This is a genomic window from Thioclava sp. NS-SX20 (genome assembly GCF_057380695.1).
In genome coordinates, this window is the sequence record NZ_CM170816.1 from 1,463,386 (window position 1) to 1,485,629 (window position 22,244).

21 protein-coding genes are annotated in these 22,244 nt (G+C 60.1%); 15 read left to right on the forward strand and 6 right to left on the reverse strand.

What is annotated here, in order from left to right; genetic code table 11:
* Positions 1–230: 230 nt before the first annotated feature.
* From acnA to AC2ISB_RS07225, 3 genes are all read left to right on the forward strand, one after another.
* Positions 231–2,984, forward strand: a complete 2,754-nt coding sequence (acnA, locus tag AC2ISB_RS07215; protein WP_406720939.1) for an aconitate hydratase AcnA — start codon at positions 231–233, stop codon at positions 2,982–2,984.
* Between the two features lie 315 nt (positions 2,985–3,299).
* Positions 3,300–3,770 carry a DMT family transporter gene (locus AC2ISB_RS07220; protein ID WP_339107569.1) on the forward strand — a complete coding sequence of 157 codons (471 nt, stop codon included), beginning with the start codon at positions 3,300–3,302 and terminating at the stop codon, positions 3,768–3,770.
* Positions 3,771–3,876: 106 nt separating this feature from the next.
* Entirely contained in the window at positions 3,877–4,188 is a 312-nt protein-coding gene (locus tag AC2ISB_RS07225; RefSeq protein ID WP_339107570.1) for a TM2 domain-containing protein, read from the forward strand.
* Here AC2ISB_RS07225 and AC2ISB_RS07230 read toward each other — a convergent pair whose 3' ends face one another.
* Entirely contained in the window at positions 4,189–4,989 is an 801-nt protein-coding gene (locus AC2ISB_RS07230; protein ID WP_486574593.1) for a heme-dependent oxidative N-demethylase family protein, read from the reverse strand.
* 393 nt (positions 4,990–5,382) lie between these two features.
* On the opposite strand from AC2ISB_RS07230, the gene purB reads away from it, so the two are divergent.
* The 6 genes from purB (at position 5,383) to AC2ISB_RS07260 (ending at position 11,303) form a co-directional block, all read left to right on the forward strand.
* Positions 5,383–6,687, forward strand: coding sequence for an adenylosuccinate lyase (gene purB / locus AC2ISB_RS07235; protein WP_339107572.1), 1,305 nt, complete (start codon positions 5,383–5,385; stop codon positions 6,685–6,687).
* 181 nt (positions 6,688–6,868) lie between these two features.
* A complete protein-coding gene (locus AC2ISB_RS07240; protein WP_339107573.1) occupies positions 6,869–7,930 on the forward strand; it encodes a flagellar motor switch protein FliG in 1,062 nt (353 codons plus the stop codon).
* 213 nt (positions 7,931–8,143) lie between these two features.
* Positions 8,144–9,148 (forward strand): type I glyceraldehyde-3-phosphate dehydrogenase, encoded by a 1,005-nt coding sequence (gene gap, locus AC2ISB_RS07245; protein WP_339107574.1) that lies wholly within the window; start codon positions 8,144–8,146, stop codon positions 9,146–9,148.
* Positions 9,149–9,185: 37 nt separating this feature from the next.
* Positions 9,186–9,329: a hypothetical protein gene (locus AC2ISB_RS07250; protein ID WP_486574596.1), complete on the forward strand. Its 144-nt coding sequence runs from the start codon at positions 9,186–9,188 to the stop codon at positions 9,327–9,329.
* 90 nt (positions 9,330–9,419) lie between these two features.
* On the forward strand, positions 9,420–10,421 hold the full coding sequence (gene gap, locus AC2ISB_RS07255) for a type I glyceraldehyde-3-phosphate dehydrogenase (protein WP_486574598.1): 1,002 nt from the start codon (positions 9,420–9,422) through the stop codon (positions 10,419–10,421).
* 186 nt (positions 10,422–10,607) lie between these two features.
* Positions 10,608–11,303 (forward strand): YfdX family protein, encoded by a 696-nt coding sequence (locus tag AC2ISB_RS07260; RefSeq protein ID WP_339107577.1) that lies wholly within the window; start codon positions 10,608–10,610, stop codon positions 11,301–11,303.
* A gap of 33 nt (positions 11,304–11,336) precedes the next feature.
* Here AC2ISB_RS07260 and coaD read toward each other — a convergent pair whose 3' ends face one another.
* The 3 genes from coaD to AC2ISB_RS07275 form a co-directional block, all read right to left on the reverse strand.
* On the reverse strand, positions 11,337–11,834 hold the full coding sequence (coaD, locus tag AC2ISB_RS07265) for a pantetheine-phosphate adenylyltransferase (RefSeq protein ID WP_339107578.1): 498 nt from the start codon (positions 11,832–11,834) through the stop codon (positions 11,337–11,339).
* A gap of 202 nt (positions 11,835–12,036) precedes the next feature.
* Positions 12,037–12,471, reverse strand: coding sequence for a CBS domain-containing protein (locus tag AC2ISB_RS07270; protein WP_406720944.1), 435 nt, complete (start codon positions 12,469–12,471; stop codon positions 12,037–12,039).
* Between the two features lie 213 nt (positions 12,472–12,684).
* The gene (locus tag AC2ISB_RS07275; RefSeq protein WP_339107581.1) at positions 12,685–13,599 is read right to left on the reverse strand and encodes a LysR family transcriptional regulator; all 915 of its coding nucleotides are present in this window, start codon (positions 13,597–13,599) and stop codon (positions 12,685–12,687) included.
* Positions 13,600–13,749: 150 nt separating this feature from the next.
* Here AC2ISB_RS07275 and AC2ISB_RS07280 point away from each other — a divergent pair, with 150 nt between their 5' ends.
* The 6 genes from AC2ISB_RS07280 (at position 13,750) to AC2ISB_RS07305 (ending at position 18,819) form a co-directional block, all read left to right on the forward strand.
* Positions 13,750–15,249, forward strand: coding sequence for a CoA-acylating methylmalonate-semialdehyde dehydrogenase (locus AC2ISB_RS07280; protein WP_486576764.1), 1,500 nt, complete (start codon positions 13,750–13,752; stop codon positions 15,247–15,249).
* A gap of 117 nt (positions 15,250–15,366) precedes the next feature.
* Positions 15,367–16,173 (forward strand): prolyl oligopeptidase family serine peptidase, encoded by an 807-nt coding sequence (locus AC2ISB_RS07285; RefSeq protein ID WP_339107582.1) that lies wholly within the window; start codon positions 15,367–15,369, stop codon positions 16,171–16,173.
* Positions 16,174–16,228: 55 nt separating this feature from the next.
* Complete coding sequence (locus AC2ISB_RS07290) at positions 16,229–17,278, forward strand: enoyl-CoA hydratase/isomerase family protein (RefSeq protein WP_486574601.1); 1,050 nt, start codon at positions 16,229–16,231, stop codon at positions 17,276–17,278.
* A gap of 108 nt (positions 17,279–17,386) precedes the next feature.
* Complete coding sequence (locus tag AC2ISB_RS07295; protein ID WP_339107584.1) at positions 17,387–17,764, forward strand: hypothetical protein; 378 nt, start codon at positions 17,387–17,389, stop codon at positions 17,762–17,764.
* Positions 17,765–17,923: 159 nt separating this feature from the next.
* Complete coding sequence (locus AC2ISB_RS07300) at positions 17,924–18,346, forward strand: excinuclease ABC subunit A (protein WP_486574603.1); 423 nt, start codon at positions 17,924–17,926, stop codon at positions 18,344–18,346.
* Positions 18,347–18,357: 11 nt separating this feature from the next.
* Positions 18,358–18,819 carry a hypothetical protein gene (locus tag AC2ISB_RS07305; RefSeq protein ID WP_339107587.1) on the forward strand — a complete coding sequence of 154 codons (462 nt, stop codon included), beginning with the start codon at positions 18,358–18,360 and terminating at the stop codon, positions 18,817–18,819.
* Between the two features lie 28 nt (positions 18,820–18,847).
* On the opposite strand, the gene AC2ISB_RS07310 is transcribed toward AC2ISB_RS07305, so the two are convergent.
* Positions 18,848–19,252: a DUF4260 domain-containing protein gene (locus AC2ISB_RS07310; RefSeq protein ID WP_486574605.1), complete on the reverse strand. Its 405-nt coding sequence runs from the start codon at positions 19,250–19,252 to the stop codon at positions 18,848–18,850.
* Positions 19,249–22,104 (reverse strand): excinuclease ABC subunit UvrA, encoded by a 2,856-nt coding sequence (gene uvrA, locus AC2ISB_RS07315; RefSeq protein ID WP_486574607.1) that lies wholly within the window; start codon positions 22,102–22,104, stop codon positions 19,249–19,251. Before uvrA ends, AC2ISB_RS07310 begins: the two co-directional genes overlap by 4 nt.
* Positions 22,105–22,244 lie beyond the last annotated feature (140 nt).

The following is a 22,244-nucleotide window of genomic DNA, read 5'->3' on the forward strand; positions in this document are numbered from 1 at the left end:
GGCCAAGGCGCTCTATCTGCGCGTCACCTAATAGGCGGGGGGCACATCATCGGGCGGCCCCTGCAGGGGCAGATCCCCTTCCTCCGCGGCGCATGCGTCGATGGAGTTCTTTGTGCGCAAGATTGTATACAAATGCATACAAAAATTTTCCGCACCCCCTTGTCCTCTCCCTGTTGTTGCGCCAATTAAAGCGTAGCGACACCCTATTGACCTAGAGGGAGGCCAAACTCATGACCATCGTGACCGGTAATGATACCGCCAAGACCCGTCGGGAACTGACGGTTGGTGACAAGACATTTTCCTATTATTCCATTCAAGCGGCCTCCGATGCCGGGCTTGGAGATTTCTCGAAGCTGCCAGCCTCGCTGAAGGTTGTGCTCGAGAACCTGCTGCGCTTTGAAGATGCCGGTTTCTCGGTCTCCGTCGAGGACATCAAGGCGTTCGGCGAATGGGCCGAAAAGGGGGGCAACAACCCCCGCGAGATCGCCTATCGCCCTGCCCGCGTGCTGATGCAGGATTTCACCGGCGTGCCCGCCGTGGTGGACCTGGCCGCGATGCGCGACGGGATCAAGGGCTTGGGCGGCGATGCGCAAAAGATCAACCCGCTGGTCCCCGTTGATCTGGTGATCGACCACTCGGTGATGATCGATGAATTCGGTAATCCGCGCGCCTTCCAGATGAATGTGGACCGCGAATATGAACGCAATATGGAGCGCTACGAGTTCCTGAAATGGGGCCAGACCGCGTTCAAGAATTTCCGCGTCGTGCCGCCGGGCACCGGCATCTGCCACCAGGTGAACCTCGAATATCTGGCGCAGACCGTCTGGACCGATACCGACCAAGAGGGCCGCGAGGTCGCCTATCCCGATACGCTTGTGGGCACCGATAGCCACACCACGATGGTGAATGGCGCCGCCGTTCTTGGTTGGGGTGTAGGCGGGATCGAGGCCGAGGCCGCGATGCTGGGTCAGCCGATCTCCATGCTGATCCCCGAGGTTGTGGGCTTCAAGCTGACCGGCGCTATGGTCGAAGGCACCACCGGCACCGACCTTGTGCTGAAGGTCGTCGAGATGCTGCGCAAGCACGGCGTGGTGGGCAAATTCGTCGAATTCTATGGCGACGGTCTGGACAATCTGCCGCTGGCCCAACGCGCCACCATCGCCAATATGGCACCCGAATATGGCGCAACTTGTGGCTTCTTCCCGATTGACGCGGAAACCCTGCGCTATCTGGAACAGACGGGCCGCGAGAAAGACCGGATCGCTCTGGTCGAAGCCTATGCCAAAGAGAACGGCTTCTGGCGCGGGGCGGATTACGCGCCGATCTATTCCTCGACCTTGGAGCTGGATATGGGCACCATCGTGCCCGCGATCTCCGGCCCGAAACGCCCGCAGGATTACGTCGCGCTGACCGATGCGGCCACGGCGTTCGGGAAGGTCGTTTCGGATTTCCGCGGCAAGGATGCGTCCGACGCAGCCGCCGATATGGCGGCCGAAGGGCCTGCCGCAACCAAAACCGTGACCGAAAAAGCGGTGAAGGTGGATCTGGACGGTCAGGAGATCACGCTCAAGGACGGCTCGGTGGTGATTGCCTCGATCACCTCCTGCACCAACACCTCAAACCCCTATGTGCTGATCGCGGCGGGGCTTGTGGCGCGCAAGGCCCGTGCCTTGGGCCTGAACCGCAAGCCTTGGGTGAAAACTTCGCTGGCCCCCGGGTCTCAGGTTGTGACCGAATATCTGAATGCGGCAGGGCTGCAGGAGGATCTGGACGCAATCGGCTTCAACCTTGTGGGCTATGGCTGCACCACCTGTATCGGGAATTCCGGCCCGATCCATCCGGCACTGTCCAAAGCGATCAATGAGAACGACCTGATCGCGACCTCGGTCCTGTCGGGCAACCGCAACTTTGAAGGGCGGATCAGCCCCGATGTACGCGCCAACTATCTGGCTTCGCCGCCGCTGGTTGTGGCCTATGCACTTGCGGGCGATATGGATGTCGATCTGGCCGGTGGTCCGATTGCCCAGACCCCCGAGGGCAAGGACGTCTATCTGAAAGACATCTGGCCGTCGGATAAGGAAGTGGCCGAACTGGTCGAGAAGGTCGTCACCCGCGAAGCCTTCCAGGCCAAATATGCCGATGTCTTCAAGGGCGACGAGAAATGGCAGGCGGTGGAAGTCAATGGGGGCGAAACCTATGACTGGCCGCCGGAATCGACCTATATCCAGAACCCGCCCTATTTCCAGGGCATGTCTCCGGATGCAGGCGAGATCACCAATATCAAGAGCGCGCGCGTTCTGGCCCTGTTGGGCGATATGATCACCACCGACCATATCTCGCCTGCCGGTTCGTTCAAACCCTCGACCCCTGCCGGTAAATACCTGACCGAGCATGGCGTGGAGCCGAGAGACTTCAACAGCTACGGCTCGCGTCGCGGCAACCACGAAGTCATGATGCGAGGCACCTTTGCCAATATCCGCATCAAGAACGAGATGCTGGACGGCGTCGAGGGCGGCTTTACCAAAGGCCCGAATGGCGAGCAGACCACCATCTTCGATGCCTCGATGGAGTATCAGGAGGCAGGCACGCCGCTGGTGATCTTCGGGGGCGAGCAATACGGCGCGGGGTCTTCGCGCGATTGGGCGGCCAAAGGCACCAACCTGCTGGGCGTCAAGGGCGTGATTGCCGAAAGCTTCGAACGGATCCACCGCTCGAACCTGATCGGCATGGGGGTCATCCCCTTCGAGTTCACCAATGGCGACACCCGCAAAACGCTGGGGCTGACCGGCGATGAGGTGGTGACGATCGAGGGGCTTGAAGGCGACATCAAACCTCTGAGCCTTGTGCCCTGCACCATCGAGTTCAAGGATGGCAGCAAGAAAGAGATCAAGCTCAAAGCCCGTATCGATACGGCAGTCGAGATCGAATATCTCAAAAACGGCGGTGTGCTGCATTACGTGCTGCGCAACCTCGCCAAAGCCTGATCGGGCCAAACGTTCTGAAAGGCCCTGTGCATTGCGCAGGGCCTTTTGGTATCTGCGAACGGGCTGCAAACGGGTGGCCAGCAAGCGACCGCTGGCCATTGTCCGACGGAGGCGGAGCTGCTCGGGTTACGCCAGTTGCGTCCTAGGTTCGGAGAGCTGGGCGCGTGCCCATGCCCGACAAGGCTCGTCAGGCGGATCTTGCGGGGCTTGAGGAGCGATAGGAGACCGGCATCCGGCCCCTGCTGCGCGCCTTGCCTTTGCCCACAGCACGGGGCCATGCCCTGCATCAAACCCCAGCCCTGAAGGGACATTTTCATGAACAGCATCCTTTACGCCCTGATGGCACTGGCAGGCGGGATCGGCCTGTCCTGTCAGGCCGCCATCAACAGCCGCCTCAGCGCGGGGATCGGCGGGCAACCCCTCGTCGCCTCTTTCATCTCGTTTTTCATCGGGGCGCTGTGTCTGGGGGCGGCGGCACTGGTTCTTGCCGATTGGAACGCGGTCACCACCACCCTTGCACAGCAACCGTGGTGGCGCTGGCTGGGGGGCGTGATTGGCGCAGGCTTCGTGTTCACCTCGATTTTTCTGGCCCCGAAGATCGGCGTCACCAATGTCATGTTCCTGTTCATCATCGGGCAGCTGGCGGCGGGTATGGTGATTGACAGCTTCGGCCTGATCCAGATGCCGGTGCGCCCGACCGAGTGGTGGAAATTCGCCGGACTGGCAATCATGCTCGGGGGCTTGACGCTGTTCATGTTTGGCGGGCGCTTTTTCCCTTCGGAATAACGGGGCGCGACAGGGGCAAGAGGACGGGCGTAAAGAGGACGGGCTTGAAATGCGGGCTGTCCTTCCCATATCTCTTTCACCACATGTAATAGGGATTTACATCACAATGAACGAGACCCGTCAGCTTTATGTCGAGCAGCGCGTCGCCAACGAGAAGAAGTCGGCGCTGATCGCCTATCTTCTGTGGTTCTTCCTGCCCATGCTGGGGGTGCACCGGTTCTATCTGGGACGCTGGATGTCGGGGCTGATCATGCTGGCCCTGTTCGGCATCGGCACGGCGCTCGCGGTAATCCTTATCGGGTATATCCCGCTGGCTTTTGTGGCGCTTTGGTGGGTGATCGATGCGCTGCTGATCCCCGGCATGATCCGCCGCGATATGGACGAGATGCGCGCCCGCTACATGTGGGAAAGCCGGTAACTAGATCCCCAGCCGTAAATCGCTGGCCTCAAGCGCAGCACGCTGCGCGGCATCCAGACACACCGGATGGACCATCTGCGTATGGATTGAAAACACCACCGCACGGCTTTGGGGAAGCCGGACAAGCCCCTGACGTTCGACACGGATCAACGGACGTTGGGGATTGACCTGCCCGCGCAGCGCCTCGGGGCGGCTGTCAAATAGCGACTGGCCCGTGCGCGAGGCGGTGCCACGCATCAACGCCCTGCCCGGCTGCACACCGTCCAGAAGCCGCTGGACACGTTTTGCCAGATCCTCGGTGTAAATCGCGACGGGCCTGTGGATGCGCCGCATCGGGCGCCCGATCTTCTCGGCCAGCGACCATCCCGCCGGAAAGCACAGGATGGCACCGGTCAGGATATGCTCGCCCTCCGGCCCGTCCTGCATCCCGTTCTGCATCAGGCAGAAATCATTCTGCGTCAGTCGCCCCAATGTCAGTAAGGGGGCGTCAGGGTCCGGCGTGACGAGACGCCCGTCGGGGCAGATGACATGCCCTGCCTCGACCCTGTATCCTTTGGCGGGCAAAAGCCGCAGCACCATCGCAAGGAGTTCCTGCGCCGCCAGACAGGCCTGAGGCAGAAGCGCGTGCACCTGATCCTCATGGTGGGCGATCAGATCCTCGCGCAGCGCCATCTGTGCCGCATAGGCGTCATCGACCTCCAGCCAGTCCTCGATTGCCAGAGGCACGATCCCTGGCAGGCGGTGCGTGCGCGGGTCGGCCCAAGGGGCGAAGGACAGACGGGATTGCAGAACGGTTTCCATGCCGCAAACCTGCGACCCCTTGCCTTCCGCCACAAGAGGGATTGCAGCAAATCCCGCCCCGCCGGTCACGATGGTGGCGTTTGCCCCATATGCCGCCCGTGCCCGGCCCGTGCCTGGCCCGTGTTTTGCTCGCGTTTTGCCCGTGCCGCAGCAAAACCGCCCAAAAACCGGTCAGGCATTTTGCGCCCCCACCGGAACCAGCGCCGGACAATATGTGGAAGATTCGCCCGCGCAGAGTGTCTGCCCTCCGTTTTTGCGCCGCCCGAACGGTCCCGAGGCAGGAAATAGCCCAGTTTCGGCCCGTCAGACCCTCCCTCTACCTTGCCCGACGGGGGCGCGCAGTCTAGAAGCCTGCCAACAGCTTACATCTAGCGCAATCGAAAGGTCTCAAGCATGATCCCGCGTTATGCCCGCAAAGAGATGGTCGACATCTGGGAACCCGCCACCAAATTCAAGATCTGGTACGAGATCGAGGCCCATGCCTGCGACGCACAGGCCGCTCTCGGTGTGATCCCGAAAGAAAACGCCGAAGCCGTCTGGAAAGCCAAGGATGTCGAGTTCGATGTCGCGCGGATCGACGAGATCGAAGCGGTCACCAAGCATGACGTCATCGCCTTCCTGACCCATCTGGCCGAGCATGTCGGCTCGGACGAGGCGCGTTTCGTGCATCAGGGCATGACCTCTTCGGATGTGCTCGACACCTGCCTCAACGTGCAACTGGTGCGCGCCGCCGACATTCTGCTGGCCGATCTGGACAAGGTTCTGGCCGCGTTGAAAAAACGCGCCTACGAGCATAAGAACACCGTTCGCGTGGGCCGCTCGCACGGTATCCATGCCGAACCCACCACGATGGGCCTGACATTTGCCCGTTTCTACGCCGAGATGGACCGCAACAAGGCCCGTCTGCAGGCCGCGCGTGAAGAGGTTGCCACCGGTGCGATTTCGGGCGCGGTCGGCACTTTCGCCAATATCGATCCGGCGGTCGAAGAGCATGTGTGTGCGCAGCTCGGCCTCAAGCCCGAGCCGATCTCCACGCAGGTCATCCCGCGCGACCGTCATGCGATGTTCTTTGCGACGCTGGGCGTGATTGCCTCCTCGATGGAAAATATCGCGATTGAAATCCGTCACATGCAGCGCACCGAAGTGCTGGAAGGCGCGGAATTCTTCTCGATGGGCCAGAAGGGCTCGTCGGCCATGCCGCATAAGAAGAACCCCGTTCTGACCGAGAACCTGACCGGTCTGGCACGTCTAGTGCGCATGACGGTGGTGCCGGCGATGGAGAACGTGGCGCTCTGGCACGAGCGTGACATCTCGCATAGCTCGGTCGAGCGCGGTATCGGCCCCGATGCGACCATCACGCTGGATTTCGCGCTGAACCGTCTGGCGGGCGTGGTCGAGAAGATGCTGATCTTCCCGCAGAACATGCTCGACAATATGAACAAATTCCCCGGTCTGGTGATGAGCCAGCGCGTGCTTCTGGCGCTGACGCAGGCGGGTGTCTCGCGCGAGGACGCCTATTCCATGGTGCAGCGTAACGCGCTGAAAGTCTGGGAAGAGCGTCTGGACTTCCGCGAGCTGCTGCTGGCCGACAAGGATGTGGTCGCCGCGCTTGGCGTGGATGGCATCAATGCGAAATTCGACATGGAGTATCACACGAAACATGTCGACACGATCTTCCGTCGGGTTTTTGGCGCGTAACGCCTGCCCTGCCGGACTGCATGACATTTCGGGGCGCCCATCGGGCGCCCTTTTCCATAGGCCCATCCGGCGATGGTTAACTTTTAGGGAAAATCCGATATTTCCAAAGACCTAGTAACCCGCCTTTAACGCTGAACTGCGAATGTGGCGCCATACAAGGCAGAAAGTCATGGAGTCTCGGGTGAACCAACTTGCCACTTTGGGAAATTTTGATGCAGCAAGCTTCGACATGGGAAGCAGCAGTCCGGGTCTGACCAAAAAACAGAAGGCGGCGATTATTGTCCGTCTGCTGTCTTCCGAAGGCGAGAAACTGCCCCTGATGCAGCTCAGCGATGACCAGCAAACCGAACTGGCCGAGGAAATCTCGCGGCTGAGTATGGTCGACAAAGACACCATGAACACCGTGATCGAAGAATTCTGCAACGAGCTGGAGGCGATTGGCATCACTTTTGCCGGTGGTCTGGATTCGGCGTTGAAGCTGTTGCAGGGCCAGTTGACGCCCTCTGCCGAAAGCCGCCTGCGCAAACTGGCGGCGGGCAATTCCCGCTCTGACCCGTGGGAGCGGATTGCCGCGCTGGAAACCGACGCGCTGGCCCCGATTGCCGAGGAGGAGAGCATCGAGATTTGCGCTGTACTGCTGTCCAAGCTGACGGTGGCGAAATCGGCAGAGCTTCTGTCGAAAATGCCCGGCGAGAAAGCGCGGCGCGTGGCCTATGCTGTGTCGCTGACCGGCAATATCGCCCCCGAGACGGTTTGGAAAATCGGTCAGGCGATTATCGCTCAGGTCGATGCGGTGCCGGTGCGGGCCTTTACCTCGGGGCCGGTCGAACGGGTCGGGGCGATCCTCAACTATACCAAAGCGACCACCCGCGATGATGTTCTGACAGGCCTTGACGAGGCCGATAAGGATTTTGCTGATCAGGTGCGCAAGGCGATCTTCACCTTCGCCAATATTCCGGTGCGGATCGCGCCGAAAGACTTGCCGAAGATCCTGCGCAATGTGCCGCAGGAAAGCCTGCTGACCGCGCTGGCTGCCTCGGTCACGGGCGAAAATGCAAAGGCGGCAGAGTTCATCCTTGAAAACATGTCCAAGCGCATGGCTGACGGGCTGCGCGAGGAAATGGAGACGCTGGGCAAGATCAAGGAGAAGGATGCCGAAGAGGCGATGGGCGCTGTTGTGAATGTCATTCGCGAGATGGAAGCTGCCGGAGAGATTTTCCTTGTTGCCGAAGATGAAGACTAAGAGCCATATTCTTCAGCATTGATTCTCCGTGACTCGCGGATTGCAATCTTTGTCCTGAACTCTGTGGCGGCATGCTGCCGAAGTTATCGCCAACGTTAGCGCAACCCCGTAATGTTTACGCTAACACGCTGTTTGCGCGTGTTTTCTCGCGGTGCATGCAGTGGTATTCATGAGGCAATTCATGAATCTGATCGCTTCGTTTGGGAGAGCATCATGACCGTAACCATCGGGATTAATGGCTTCGGCCGCATCGGGCGCTGCACGCTGGCGCATATCGCAGAAGCCGCGCGCAATGACGTGCAGGTTGTGAAGATCAACGCCACGGGGCCGATCGCAACCAATGCTCACCTGCTGAAATATGACTCCGTCCACGGGCGCTTCGGCGGTCAGGTCAAGGTCGAAGGCAATACGCTGGATCTGGGTCAGGGCCCGATCGAGGTGATGTCGACCTATAACCCGCAAGATCTGGACTGGGATGGCGTTGACGTCGTCCTTGAATGCACCGGTAAATTCAATGCCCGTGACAAAGCGGCGGTCCATCTTGGTCGCGGCGCGAAGCGCGTTCTGGTGTCGGCACCGGCGACCAATGTCGACCGCACCGTGGTTTACGGTGTCAACCATCGCGACCTGACGCTGGCCGACGAGGTTGTCTCGAACGGTTCCTGCACCACCAACTGTCTGGCACCGTTGGCAAAAGTGCTGAACGAAGCGATCGGCATCGATTCTGGCGTGATGACCACCATTCACTCCTATACCGGTGACCAGCCGACGCTCGACCGTCGCCACAAAGACCTCTACCGTGCGCGCGCCGCTGCAATGGCCATGATCCCGACCTCCACCGGTGCAGCCAAAGCCATCGGTGAAGTCCTTCCCGAGCTGGCGGGCCGTCTGGACGGGTCCTCGATCCGTGTGCCGACCCCCAATGTCTCGGCGGTGGATCTGACCTTTATCGCCAAGAAAAACGTGACGGTCGATGACGTGAACGAAGTCGTGCGCGAAGCGGCAATGGGGCATATGGGCAAGGTTCTGGCCTATGATCCCGAGCCGAAGGTCTCGATCGACTTCAACCACACGCCCTACTCGTCTATCTTCGCCCCCGACCAGACCAAAGTGACCGGCGGCAAGCTTGTGCGCGTTCTGGCATGGTACGATAACGAATGGGGCTTCTCCTGCCGTATGGCCGATGTGGCCGGCACGATGGGTCGCCTGTTGCACTAAAGCTTTCGGCCAGTCCGGGAGCGGAAAAAGAGGGTCTATGACCAACCGTATCGCTCTTGGGCTGGCCGCCCTTATCGTGCTGGCAATGCTGGCCGATCTTATTCTGACCGGCGGCCACACGCTGTTCTTTCTTTCCAGAAAAATAACCGACCTCGTCTATTATCTTCAATTCTGGCGCTGAAGACCTACATTCGCGTTGACCTTTTACGTCGAATGTTCATGTTAGCGCAAACGGTGCCCTTGGCGCCGCAGAAAGCGAGAGGAGACAAAGATGACGGTCAAAGTAGCGATCAACGGCTTCGGGCGGATCGGGCGCAATGTATTGCGTGCTATCGTGGAATCCGGTCGTACCGATATGGAAGTTGTGGCGATCAACGACCTCGGTCCTGTTGAAACCAATGCGCATCTGATCCGGTTTGATTCGGTGCATGGCCGCTTTCCGGGCGAAGTCACCACGGGCGAGGACTGGATTGATGTCGGACGCGGCCCGATCCGCGTGACCGCATTGCGCGATCCGAAAGATCTCCCTTGGGGGGATGTCGATGTGGCGCTGGAATGCACCGGTATTTTCACCGACCGCGAGAAAGCCGCGATCCACCTGCAAAACGGCTCCAAACGCGTGCTGGTCTCTGCCCCCTCGAAAGGTGCCGACAAAACCATCGTTTTTGGCGTTAATGACAGCACGCTGACCACCGAAGATCTGGTCGTGTCGAACGCCTCCTGCACCACAAACTGCCTGTCGCCGGTGGCCAAAGTGCTCAATGACACCGTCGGAATCGTCAAAGGGTTCATGACCACGGTGCACAGCTATACCGGCGACCAGCCGACGCTGGATACAATGCATAAGGATCTGTATCGCGGTCGCGCCGCGGCCATGTCGATGATCCCGACCTCGACCGGCGCGGCCAAGGCGGTCGGTCTGGTTCTGCCGGAACTCAACGGCAAGCTGGATGGCGTGGCAATCCGCGTCCCCACCCCGAATGTGTCGGTTGTCGATCTGACATTTGAAGCCGCGCGCGCCACTACGGTGGAGGAAATCAACGCCGCCATCAAAGCCGCCGCAGAAGGTCCGCTCAAGGGCATTCTGGGCTATACCGCCCGCCCGAATGTCTCGATCGATTTCAACCATGACCCCCATAGCTCGACCTTCGCACTCGATCAGACCAAGGTTATGGAGGGCACGATGGTGCGCATTCTGACGTGGTATGACAATGAATGGGGCTTCTCCAACCGCATGGGCGACACGGCGGTCGCGATCGGTAAGCTTATCTGAATATTGGCAAAAATGTGTCAAAAAGGGGGCCGTCGTGCCCCCTTTTTCATGCTTACTCACCAAGGCTTCAAGGGTATGTGACTGGAATCTGGGAACCTTTTTACGACGGGCCGAGTTATCCACACACTGGCGCGGAACGACCCCGCCCCGATAAAAGCAAACCCACTCCTCGGAAGGAGTCACATGATGGACTGTAAAACTCGTATCTTCTCGCTCGCCCTTATTGGCGGTCTTGCCAGCAGCGCCGCCATTTTTCCGGCTTTCGCTGAAGACGCACAGGCCCCTAATCTTGACAAGGTCGAACAGAAGGCTGCCAGCGACGCGGATCTCGTCAAGCTTTCCAAGGAGGCGGCTTTGTCCATGCATGCCGTGCGCGGCGCGCGTCTGGCAATCTTCGACGGGCAGGATGATGCAGCGGGAAAGATGATCGACGGAGCCCTGACCCATATGCAGCACGCCGAGGCGCAAGGGTCCAAGGGGATCGCCCCAATGAACACCACCCAGCCGGGCGCCTATGTGCCCTTCGATCTGTCGATGAATGTCGGTGCCGATTTTACCGTGACCAAGCAAAACGAGCATCAGGTCGAAGCGGCGCAGACGATGGCAGCCAACGGCAATGCGCTCGGCGCGGCGAAACTCCTGAAAGCATCGGATGTTTCGGTGGACCTTTCTTCGGCGCTGATTCCGGCAGATCTGGCGACAGACCAACTGAAACAGGCCAAAGCCGCCTATGCTAAAGGCGATCTGCAAGCCGCGAATATGGCGTTGAAAGATGTCGAGGAATCGGTGGTTTTCCAAAGCGTGGATTACCAGCGCATCCCTGACCCGTCGCCTCGGATGAGCGCAAACAGCGCCGCCAAGCTTGTCCCCGGCGAAAGTTAAGCCAGTACGACATGCAAAACTGCCTGACCTGCGTCAGGCAGTTTTCAGTTTTGCCCCCAAGCGTTGATGCACGGCAGGGGTAACAAAATGCGAGACATCACCGTCCAGCCGCGCGATCTCCTTGACCAGTTTTGACGCAATCGCCTGACGACGGGCATCGGCCATCAGGAACACGGTCTCGATCTCGCTGTTAAGCGCACGGTTCATGCCAACCATCTGGAATTCATATTCAAAATCGGCGACGGCCCGCAGGCCGCGGATGATGATATTGGCCCCCACATCGGCGGCACAATCAATCAACAGATTTTCGAAAGGATGCACCCTAATCTCGCCGCCCCGGCGGGCCGTGATGGAAGCGCATTCCGCCTCCAGCATCTCGACACGCTCTTCCAGCGAAAACAGTGGCCCCTTGTCACGGTTGATCGCGACACCAATCACCAGACGGTCCACTAAAGACAGTCCGCGCTCGATGATATCCAGATGCCCCAAAGTGACCGGATCGAAAGTTCCGGGATACAAACCGATACGCATGGGGGGGCTCCTACCTCTGCTCCCGCGCGTCCTCGCTCGCGCGGTTCTTCCGCGACAGGCAACAAGATTGTCATCCCAGATGCAAGGGTTAACGCGTAAATCGGATTGGAATAGGGCAAATTTTCCGATCAGAGCCGACCCGCACCAACTGCCGGTCGCCCCCGGGTGCACGCAGGGCGGGCCAGCGGCCCACCCGTTTTTCTCAGTTGCCCATGATCATGCCGGTCAGGGCTTCTTTTTCCATATGGAGTTCATCCACACGCGCGGCCGCCACGTCACGGATGGAAATCAGACCGATCATTTCGTCGCCCGACAGCACCGGCATATGGCGGAAACCGCCCGCGCTCATCATCTCCAGCACTTCCGTCGTGGTTGTGGTCCGGCAGCAGCTGGTGATCTTGGTGGACATGACCGTCGACACCGGATGCGACAGGCAAGTGCCGCCATGACGTCCGATTTCGCGGATCAGATCCCGCTCGGAAACGATACCGTCGATATGTTTGCCATCGCGCGACACGACGACCGCCCCGATCTTGCGCGCGGAGAGCAGACGGGCAACGTCGGCAATCGAGTCCTCGGGCATAACCGTCACAACGCCGTCATCTTTCTTCGACTTCAGAATTTGTAGAACCTGCATGGCATCCTCCTCAGGCAAATGTGGTCCTTTCCCCGATACCAAGGGTCGGGGTCGCACCCCCAATCTGTCAAGCCCGAGGAGTAAAGACGCCCCTAGAGAAAGGTCCTATTTCAGCGGGTTTCCGCGAAATTGCGACACCGTGACGCAGGGGCATGCCTGATTAATAAGCATGAGCTAGCTCATTGGTTTATAAAACTTTTATAAGCCTGATCGCTATTCAGAAATAGTTAACCCCTGTGCGGCCAAGGCTTCCAGTCGCGCAACCTCTGCGCGAAGCCCCTGCCCCAGCATCTCGGCCACCCGCGTCAGCCGTTCAGACCGGCGGTCATCGGCATGGCGCAGCAGCCAGAAGGTCCGGCATAAAGACACCTCCTCCGTCAGCACCGTCACCACCCCCGGCGCGAAGGGCAGCGCGAAATCATGCACGATCCCCAACCCCGCCCCCGCGCGCAGCATCTGCATCTGCACCGAAACCGAATTCGACGCCAGCGCCACGCGTTCGGCCCCCGTCTCGGACTGGTAATCCAGCCCCTTGTCGAAAATCATATCGGAAATATAGCCGACAATCCGGTGGTCTTTCAGATCCGCCCGCGAGCGGATTTCGGGATGTGCCGCCAGATAGGAATGATGCGCTGCCAGATGCAGCTGGTAATCGGCCAGCTTCTGCACCGTCAGCCGCCCCGCCGTGGGCCGCGACACGGTGATCGCCATATCCGCCTCGCGCTTCGAGAGGTTGAACACCCGCGGCAACGCGACGATCTGCAGATCCAGTTCGGGATTTTCCTCGGCGATCCGCTTGCAGATCTGCGGCAGAAGATAATTGGCAATGCCATCCGGCGCCCCGATGCGCAACTGGCCCGTCAGCTTTCCAGCCTGCCCGCTGATCTCTTCTTCGGCCAGCCCCATCGCCTGTTCCATCGCCTCGGCATGCGGCAGAAGCCGGATTCCGGGATCGGTCAGCGTGTAGCCCTGCGGTGATTTCAGAAACAGCTTGGTCGAGAGTCCCTCCTCCAAGCGCCCCACACGCCGACCGACCGTTGCCGCGTCGCATTTCAGGCTCCGTCCGGCACCGGACAGGCTTTCGGCACGCGCCACCGCAAGAAACACGCGAAGATCATCCCAATCCATGGATCACCACCCCTCAAGGCTTTGCGATTTTGCAAAACTTCCTTTGAGACTTATCCCCTTTTCTGCGCAATCTCGCAATACTAGCCTACAGCGGAACGTCGCAAGACAGCGACAGAGGAGGACATCATGAAAGATTTTGGAGGCCAAGGCGTGAAAGAGCTGGGTCATTGGATCAACGGCGAATATGTCGCCGGTAAATCGGGCCGTTTTGCCGATATCTACAATCCGGCAACGGGCGAGATTCAGGCGAAAGTCGCACTGGCAACGGTTGAAGAAGTGCAGTCGGCCATCGCCAAAGCAGCCGAAGCACAGGTGAAATGGGCGGCCACCAACCCCCAGCGCCGCGCCCGCGTCATGATGAAATTCGCCGCGCTCATCAACGAGCATATGGAAGAGCTGGCAGAGCTGGTCTCGCGCGAGCACGGCAAGACCATCCCCGATGCGCGTGGCGACGTCCAGCGTGGTCTGGAAGTGGTCGAGGTCTGCCAGGGCGGCCCGTCGCTTCTGAAAGGCGAATATACCGATAACGCCGGTCCGGGTATCGATCTTTACTCCATGCGTCAGGCGCTAGGTGTTGTGGCAGGCATCACGCCCTTCAACTTCCCCGCGATGATCCCGCTGTGGAAAATGGCGCCCGCACTGACCTGCGGTAACGCGATGATCCTCAAGCCGTCCGAGCGCTGCCCCTCGACCTCGTTCCGTCTGGCGGAACTCCTGAAAGAAGCGGGCCTGCCCGATGGCGTGCTGCAGATCGTCAATGGCGACAAGGTGGCCGTGGATGCGATCCTGGATGACGAAGTGATCCAAGCTGTGGGCTTTGTCGGCTCGACCCCGATCGCGCAATATATCTATGGCCGCGCCACCACCAACGGCAAGCGCGCGCAATGCTTCGGCGGTGCGAAAAACCATATGATCATCATGCCCGATGCCGATATGGACAAGGCCGCAGACGCGCTGATCGGCGCAGGCTACGGTGCGGCGGGCGAACGCTGCATGGCGATTTCTGTCGCGGTTCCGGTGGGCGAAGGCACTACCGAGAAGCTGATCGAGCGCCTCGTGCCGAAGATCGAAAAGCTGAAAATCGGGCCGTATACCGCAGGCGAGGATATCGACTATGGTCCGGTCATCACCAAAGCCGCGCAAGAGCGTATCCTTGGCCTGATCGACAAGGGCGTGGAAGAAGGCGCGACGCTGGTGACCGATGGTCGCGGCTTCAAGCTGCAAGGCTATGAGAACGGCTTCTATGTCGGCCCGACCCTTTTCGACAATGTCGAGCCGAACATGGAGATCTACAAGCAGGAGATCTTCGGGCCGGTTCTGTCGATGGTGCGCGCATCGTCCTATGAGGACGCGCTGGCACTGGTCATCGAAAACGAATATGGCAACGGCACCGCGATCTACACAGCCGATGGCGATGTGGCGCGCGATTTCGCAAGCCGTGTGAATGTGGGCATGGTCGGCATCAACTTCCCGATCCCCGTTCCGCTGTCCTATTACACCTTCGGCGGCTGGAAGAAATCGGCCTTTGGCGACCTGAACCAATATGGTCCGGATGCCTTCCGTTTCTACACCAAGACCAAAACCGTCACCGCCCGCTGGTTCTCCGGCATCAAGGACGGTGCGTCGCTGAACTTCAAGGCGATGGACTAACGCTCCCTGTCGGGGCCTTCCTCCCCGATACGAAAGCCGCTCCCTCGGGGGCGGCTTTTTCTCTTTGCGGAACAGCTTGGGTCATGACGTGGTTGGGACGGTAAAAGGAGCTTTCAGATGTTCGATACCTCCCGCCCCACCGCCACCTTCCCCGAGCCGATCCGGCAGGATGTGGATGGCATTCCCGTTCTGGCCCAGCCCCCTGCGGGCGAACTCCGCGGGATCTGGCTGCATGTGCCTGCCTATGAGCTCTCTAAGGAAGAGGCTCTGCCTGTTTTGCAGCGCGCGGCCCGTCTGGGCTATCTGGGCGTCAGCTTCGACCCGTGGATGATGGGCGCGCGCACCATCCCCGAAGATACCGATAACGCTACCCGCCGCGCCCGCATCTTCGCCAATTTCCGGCGCAACTTCTGGCCGATCCTCGGGCAGACCGCGATAGAGGTGCCCCGCGTGCTCGATTGGGCCGAGGCGGAATTCGACATCCATGCCCCCGTCACCATGTCGGGCCATTCGATGGGCGGCGATATCGGCGTGGTGGCTATGGGCCTCGACAAGCGCATCACCAAACTGGCGGCCGTGGTCGGCACCCCCGACTGGACCCGCCCCGCCGCTCGTGATCTGGAGACCCAGACCCACTTCATGGACCTTGGTCAGGCTGACTGGCATGCACGGTTTTTCCATGATGCGCTGGACCCGATGACCCATCCCGAACGCTATGCCCACGGTCCGCGCATCGCCTTCATTCTGGGGGGCGAGGATGAGCATGTACCCCGCAACGGGGCCGAGCGTTTCCGCACCGATCTGATCGAGCGTTACGGGCTGGACAGCATCACGATCACCTATCTCGCGGGCAAGACCCATATGGATTTCATGGAGTACGACCTCTGGTGGGACGAGGCCGTTGCGCAACTTCAGGCACAATAGGCTTGCGGCGCCTTGCCGCCTGCCCCACCATCGCCGCAACCGAGGAGGACCCAGAATGGACGACGTGCATATCCGCATCCAAGGCCGCGCAGGCCGGATCACGCTGACCCGCCCCAAGGCGCTGAACGCGCTGAGCCACCCGATGTGTCTGGCCATCGAGCGCGCTTTAGACGACTGGCGCGAGGACAGCGCGGTGGATCTGGTGATCCTTGATGCCGAGGGCGAGCGGGCCTTTTGCGCCGGTGGCGATATCGCGGCTGTCTATCATGCAGGGCGCGCGGGCGATTACGCTCTGGGGCAGGCCTTCTGGCGCGACGAATACCGGATGAATGACAAGCTTGCCCATTATCCCAAGCCGATCCTGTCCTTCATGCAGGGCTTCGTGATGGGCGGCGGCGTCGGGCTGGGTGGTCATGTCCGCCACCGGATCATCGGCAAGACGACACAGGTTGCCATGCCCGAATGCGGTATCGGCCTTATTCCCGATGTCGGCGGCACATGGCGCCTTTCGCAGGCCCCCGGATATCTGGGCGAATATCTGGGCCTGACCGGTGCGCGTATGGGACCTGCGGATGCGCTTTATGCAGGTTTTGCCGACAGGGTGATCGCCGAAGAGAACTGGCCGCACCTGATTGCCGCGCTCTGTCAGTCCGGCACGGTGGATGCCCTGCCCGCGGGTGAGCTCCTGCCCGAGGGGCCTTTTTCCGCGGCCCGCACCGTGATCGACCGCTGTTTCGGGGCGGATGATCTGGCCGCCATCCTTGTGAATCTGGAAACGGCGGGCGACAGTTTCGCCCTTGAAACGCGACAGACGCTAGAGCGGAACTCGGCCCTGTCGATGGCGGCGACCCTGCGGCTTGTGCGTATGGGTCGCGAGGCCCGCGACATCCGCGAGGCGCTGTCGAACGAATTCCGCTTCACCGCCCGTGCCTGCGAATCCGCCGAGTTTCTGGAAGGGGTGCGCGCCCAGATCATCGACAAGGACCGCAAACCGGTCTGGCGGTTCGCATCCGGCGCGGATATGCAGGCGCGGGTGGATGCCCTTCTTGCCCCCTTGCCAGAAGATCTGGCTATCAATTTCGGCGCACAGGCCTGCCCAGCTTAAGCAAAGCTGAAAAGTTCCGTCTACACAAAAAAGTTTTTCTTTTAAAAACAGCGATCAAAAGCGGTTAGCAGTTCGTTTAAAGGACATATGACTACAAAGGAGCAGTTCATGAAACGCCTACTTATGTCCGCATCGATTGCCTTGGTTACCCTTTCGGGAGCTGCATTCGCCGATCAAGGTCACAATACAAACGGCTGCGCGCCGGGCCAGAAATGTCAGGCCTCGCAGAGCCAGAAGTCGGACAATCATGGCAAGGCCGTCTCGGCTCAGGCCAGCTCGAAAAAAGCGGCCCCGCAACAGCAGGTCAGCGCAAAACATAGCGCCCCGGGCCGTGCGCCTAGCGCCGCCCAGCTCAAACGCCTGCCCGCACCGCCGAAAGGTCAGGAATACCGCATCGTGAACGAGCGCGTCGTGCGCGTCGATACCGATACGCTGAAAACCGTGGCCGTGATCGGCCTCGTCAGCGCCCTGCTGAGCAACAAGTAATCGCTCGCATATCCCGTTGAAGGCCGGACATTTTCCAATGTCCGGCCTTTTTCCGCCAAGGCGCTCGGGCCTTGGGCAATAAACCGCGCAGGCTAAATTCCGCTTCTGGAACTTCTTCCCCGCCATGCGCATTTCTTACTCAAATCGAAGGAGTAAGTCATGAATAAGACCATGAAAAATTCGCTCATTCTCGCAACGACCCTGTCGCTCGCCCCTCTGGTCGCACTTGCCGATCCGCCGTGGCAGAAAGGCGACCATAAAGGCATGCCACCGGGCATTGCGAAAAAGGTGGATGACCATCATCGCGGTGATAACGAGAAGGTCATCGTCATCGACCGCCGTGATGACCACCGCGACGACCGCCGTGTCGAAGAGCGCAGGGTCGATGATCATCGCTTCCCCAGCCATGAGTGGCGCCGTGGCGAGCGGATCGACCATGACTATGTTGTGATCCGCGATCCGGGTCGTTATGGTCTCGACCCGCACTATACCTATTATCGCAGCTATGATCACGTCTATCGCGTCGATAAGACCGGTCAGATGCTGGCACTGATCGGTGCGGTAAATGCCATTCTGAACTAATCGGAGACCGAATGTCCGGTTTTACACCTTCTCTGATCCGCACCCTCGGCGTCACCGCCGGGGGTGTTTTGTTGATATCGCTCGGCCTCTCGGCCCCCGCGACCGCACAAACGGTCCTGCGCGGCGGCAATGCCATCAACGCGCCCAGCAATCGCGAGGGTGCCGCCCTTGTGGCGCAGCAACCCGAAAGCGAACGCGATTGCAAAACGCTCTCCACCGGCTCGACATTCTGCCGCGTGCCTGGCACGCAGGGCGTGCGCGGGCGCTGGGTATTACAGGCGCAAAAGGCTCCGGAATTTGCGGTCGGGGACGATTTTCCGATCTATCAACATTCCATGCTGATGGATCTGCGCCGGTATGACCTTCCCAATGTGGATGGCGATTGGCGCTATTATAAGGTAGGCCGGCATATCTACCGCGTCGATGCCCGCACAAAGAAAGTGCTTTCAGTGGTGGAAGGCAGCTTCCGTTAGCGGCGCGGCGGCCCAAACCGCCCGCCGACTATCCCTGCGTCTTCCGCCCTATCGGTCCGAGATCGGTATCATGGAACCCTGCCCGCCGCTTCAGACCAAACCCCAAGGCGCGGTCGATACCGGCATGCGCCATAACCACAAACCCCGCCGCCACCATCCAAGGCGTCGCGATATCACTGCCCCAACCCATTGCGCCAAGAGCGGCAATCCCAAGCCCGAAGCCGTAGATATGGCACAGATTATAGGTGATCGCCCCCGTGGCCGGTCCGAACAGATAGCCCGCAAAGGACAGATCGGGCGCAAGAAACAACACGACCCATACCCACCACGGCCAGCCGGGGTCCAGCACATAGGCCAGATAGATCCCCGCAATCGTAACCGTCAGCCCTTCAAGGCGACGCCACATGCGGTCCTGTGCCTGATCCGCACTCATTCGGCAGCCACTTTCAGCCCCAGCATCGGCGCAAGATAGCGCCCCGTATGGCTGCGCGGCTCGGCGGCCACGTCTTCGGGCGTGCCCACGGCCACGATCTCGCCACCGCCATCGCCACCCTCGGGGCCGATATCGATCAACCAGTCGGCGGTCTTGATGACATCAAGGTTATGCTCGATCACCACCACTGTATTGCCTTGGTTCACCAATTCGTGCAGCACTTCCAACAGCTTGCGCACATCCTCGAAATGCAGACCGGTGGTCGGCTCGTCAAGGATATACAGCGTGCGGCCCGTGGACCGCCGCGAGAGTTCCTTCGACAGTTTCACCCGCTGCGCCTCGCCGCCCGAAAGCGTTGTCGCCTGCTGGCCCACCTTGATATAGCCAAGGCCGACCTCCATCAGCGCATCCATCTTCTCGCGGATCGAGGGCACCGCTTTGAAAAACTCCTGCGCGTCTTCCACCGTCATATCCAGCACATCGGCAATCGACTTGCCCTTGTAGAGAACCTCCAGCGTCTCGCGGTTGTAACGCTTGCCGTGGCAGGTCTCACATTCGACATAGACATCCGGCAGGAAGTGCATCTCGATCTTGATGACACCATCGCCCTGACAGGCCTCGCAGCGCCCGCCCTTCACGTTGAAGGAGAACCGCCCCGGTTTATAGCCGCGCGCCTGCGCCTCCGGCAGACCGGCAAACCAGTCGCGGATCGGGGTGAACGCGCCGGTATAGGTGGCGGGGTTCGAGCGCGGCGTGCGCCCGATGGGACGCTGATCGATATCGATGACCTTATCCAGATGCTCAAGCCCCTTGATCGTCTCGCAGGGCGCGGGCGTCTGTTTCGCGCCATTGAGCCGCATGGAGGCGGTCTTGAACAGTGTCTCAAGTGTCAGGGTCGATTTCCCGCCGCCCGACACGCCCGTCACACAGACGAACTTGCCCAAGGGAAACTCGGCGGTGACATTCTTGAGATTGTTACCCGTGGCCTTGACCACAGTGACCTTCTTGCCATTGCCCTTGCGGCGGGTCTCGGGCACCGAAATCTCGCGCTTGCCCGACAGATATTGCCCCGTGATCGAGGCCGGATCAGCCGCCAGTTCCTCGGGCGTGCCATGCGCCACCACGCGCCCACCATGCACACCGGCTCCGGGGCCGATATCGAAGACGTAATCGGCGTGGCGGATGGCATCCTCGTCATGTTCCACCACAAGCACCGAATTCCCCTGATCGCGCAGGTTCTTCAGCGTGGTCAGCAGGCGGTCATTATCGCGCTGGTGCAACCCGATCGAGGGTTCATCCAGCACATAAAGCACCCCCGTCAACCCCGAGCCGATCTGGCTGGCCAGACGGATGCGCTGGCTTTCCCCGCCCGAGAGCGTCCCTGCCGCACGGGAAAGCGTCAGGTAATCAAGGCCGACATTGACCAGAAAGCCCAGACGCTCGCGGATTTCCTTCAGGATGGCCTTGGCGATTTCATTCTTCTGATGGCTCAGCTGGCTGGGCACGGTATCGACCCATGCAAAGGCATCCTTGATCGACATCTCGACCACCTGCCCCACATGCAACCCCGCGATTTTCACGGCCAAAGCCTCGGGCTTCAGACGGTAGCCGTGGCAGGCCCCGCAGGGACGGGTGTTCTGATAGCGCTCCATCTCCTCGCGCGACCACGCACTTTCGGTCTCGCGCCAGCGGCGTTCAAGATTGGGGATGATGCCCTCGAAGGTACGCTCGACCTGATAGACGCGCCCGCCCTCATCGAAACGGAAGGGAATCTCTTCCTTGCCAGACCCACGCAGGAACAGCTCTTGGATCTTCTCGGGCAGGTCCTTCCACGGGGTCTTCTTGTCGAAGCCATAATGTTTCGACAGCGCGTTGATGGTCTGGGTCACATAGGGGCTTTTGGTCTTAGCCCAAGGCGCAAGCGCGCCGCCTGCAATCGACAGCGACTGATCGGGCACCACCAGACGGTCGTCAAAGAACATCTCGACGCCCAAGCCGTCACAGACCGGACAGGCCCCGAAAGGCGCGTTGAAGGAAAACAGACGCGGCTCGATCTCGGGGATGGTGAAACCCGACACCGGACAGGCGAATTTCTCGGAGAATGTGATGCGCTCGCCCTCGCCCTCACGCGGCGCGGTTTCCAGAATGGCAATCCCATCGGCCAGATCCAGAGCGGTGCGGAAACTATCGGCGAGCCGCGTCTCCATGCCCTCACGCACTACGATCCGGTCCACCACCACATCGATATTATGGCGGAATTTCTTGTCCAGAACGGGCGGCTCTTCCAGCTCATAGAACTCGCCATTGACCTTCACGCGCTGGAAGCCCTGCTTGCGCAGCTCAAGGAATTCTTTCTTATATTCGCCCTTCCGGTCACGTACGATGGGCGCCAGAAGATAGCCGCGCGTGCCCTCTTCCATCGCCATCGTGCGGTCCACCATATCCTGCACCTGCTGCGCCTCGATAGGCTTGCCGGTGGCGGGGCTATAGGGGGTGCCGGCGCGGGCAAAAAGCAGCCGCATATAGTCGTAGATCTCGGTCACCGTGCCCACGGTCGAGCGCGGGTTCTTCGAGGTGGTCTTTTGTTCAATCGAGATCGCGGGGCTTAGGCCCGAGATATGATCCACATCGGGTTTTCCCATCATATCAAGGAATTGCCGCGCATAGGCCGAGAGGCTTTCGACATAGCGCCGCTGCCCTTCGGCATAGATCGTGTCGAACGCCAGAGAGGACTTCCCCGAGCCCGAAAGACCGGTGATCACCACGAACTGGTCCCGCGGAATATCCAGATCGACATTCTTCAGGTTATGTTCCCGTGCGCCACGGATTTCGATGGTTTTCAACTCGGGCATTTGGACCTCCGATAGCCTTGGTCCCATAGATAGGCGCAACTTCGGAAACTGCCAATGGCAATTCGTGAACAAAATACGAACAATCACCTGCCCTCCTGTGCAATTTCGGGAAGATAGGAAACATCGCCTGCGAATTGGGC